Genomic DNA, 2,121 nt, shown 5'->3' with positions numbered 1-2,121 from the left:
CGGGAGAGTAGACCGAGGTCTCTTTGGTTTAGGTTACACTTTGTATTCCCTGTTTGCCACTGGTTTCCCGTTGTGGTGTCACAAGATTCGAACCTTGCCGCATTGACCCTCGGCCCCTCGTAGATCCGGACGTGCGCCTTTAACGCATCCGGCTCCCAGATTTCACTTGCCTCGCGTACTGCGTAACTTGCGGTCCATAGCGATCAAGTCCGTCAAACACTTCGGATTTACCAGCGGATGAAGATCCGTGAAGCGATTGAAATCATCCCAGTTCACATAGCTGTTCTGGCTCCGGCGACTCAAGTGACGCTTCGCCATCCGGCGAACCTTACTGCGATACGCCGCCAGCAACGGCCAATTATCATTGATACCGTAATACTGGTAGTGACCACGAAGTTTCGCGTTAAGCACCGGCCACATTTCGCCCACCGGAGTCGATAGCTGATGATGAAACCAGAGACGCATCTCCGCCAACTTCACTCGCATCTTCTTGCCAGACGTCTTCCTTTTCAGTTTGAACCTGCCTGCTCGACTACGACCACAGTAATGAGTAAATCCGAGGAAGTCGAAAGTGCCCGGAGCACCTTCGCCCAGTCGCTGGCAATCGCGACGGGCCAAGCGTCCGAACCGTAACAACTTCGTTTTGTCCTCGGCGACACATAACGAGAACCGATCCAATCGCTTGGGCAAGACCGTTTGGTATCGCACCGCATCAGATTCGAGTTCGAAGCAACAAAGGAAGTCGTCAGCAAAGCGCAGCAAGTACGCTTCGCCTCCGAGCCGCGGTTTGACTTCTTGTTCGAACCATTCATCTAACACGTAGTGTAAGTACACATTGGCTAGTATCGGTGAGAGACTGGCCCCTTGGGGGACACCCTCTTCGGTTGCCTGCAACTGGCCATCGATCATCACGCCTGCTTCGAGAAAACGTTCGATCAGCCGAAGCAGTTTCGGGTCGCTGATACGTTTCCGCAACAGCTCGCCTAAACGCTCCTGACTCAAATTATCAAAGAAACCTCTGATATCCGCGTCACTGATCCAGTTCACTTTCCGCGTGGCGATGATCCCACCAAGAGTCGCTAAAGCCTCATGACACGATTTCCCAGGGCGATAACCATACGAGAAGTCATAGAAGTCGACTTCGTAGATTTGCTCCAAGATCGTCACGACTGCGCGTTGGACAATTTTGTCTTCGACGCAAGCGATTCCCAGCGATCGCGTCTTCCCATTCCCTTTCGGGATGTTCTTTCGCAAACTGGGCTTCGGGCGATAACTGCCACGATGAAGTCGCTGGAGCAAGTCGCGAAGGTTCGCTTCGAGATCCTCCTCGTAGTCCTCGACCGTGACGTTGTCGACTCCTGGCGTTTTGCCTCGTTTTAGTCGGCGAAAGGCGTACCACAACAACTCATAGTTGAGCATCGAGAAGAGGTTATTGAAAACCGCTTCTGGGGCTCCCTTCGCTCTTTGAAAGGTGCGATCCAGCCGGGTTATCACTGAGGTTCCGTCTCTGAGTACGGGCAGTGCCTGGTCTGGATCGCGTGAAATCCCGACCGCCTTCCCTACACCGATATTACTCGGCTTGTCACTTCCCGATTGGTCTTCGGGCTGCAGCGGTACTATTCGGTCGTCCGATTCCCTGAAAGTCATTTGTCTTCGTTGCTTATTCCACTTCTAGGACATACTCGATCGAGCAAGCTGGTCTGCTTGCGGTCGATCAAGAACCTCAGGGCCTCACTGGTTGCCTGATTCACATGATGTGTAGAGCGAATGGGGCGCCGACTCCAGGTCTCTTCACGAGGCTCGCCAATGACGCGTCGTGAAGTGTTGCCTTGGGGCGTGAACAAACCTTGGGCAGAATCCAACAGGTACCTAATTTCGGAGCTAATCCCGTTCACGGTCACAGGGCCACCTGTGATCCATTCATCCTCACTACCTCTCTGTGTACGCTTCAATCGAAGACTTCGGGGAACCACCTGCGACAGCAGACAATTGCTTTGGGCCCTTATACTTCGGCTGCAACACTCGATACTGGGCGTGTGGCTAGCACTTACCCAGGCGGGATTTCCACCCGCTAGTCAATCAGACCTTGCCAGTCCGCACGTTCACGACATGGTTCGCCGT

1 protein-coding gene is annotated in these 2,121 nt (G+C 53.6%); it reads right to left on the bottom strand.

The window, feature by feature from the left end:
* Positions 1-162: 162 nt before the first annotated feature.
* Positions 163-1,647, bottom strand: a complete 1,485-nt coding sequence (gene ltrA, locus CA13_RS34280; RefSeq protein ID WP_146394693.1) for a group II intron reverse transcriptase/maturase — start codon at positions 1,645-1,647, stop codon at positions 163-165.
* Positions 1,648-2,121: the final 474 nt, after the last annotated feature.

It is taken from the genome of Novipirellula herctigrandis (assembly GCA_007859835.1).
Lineage (GTDB): Bacteria > Planctomycetota > Planctomycetia > Pirellulales > Pirellulaceae > Novipirellula_A > Novipirellula_A herctigrandis.
Note: the sequence above shows the minus strand (reverse complement) of the source record. Positions and strands in the feature narration are given on the sequence as shown.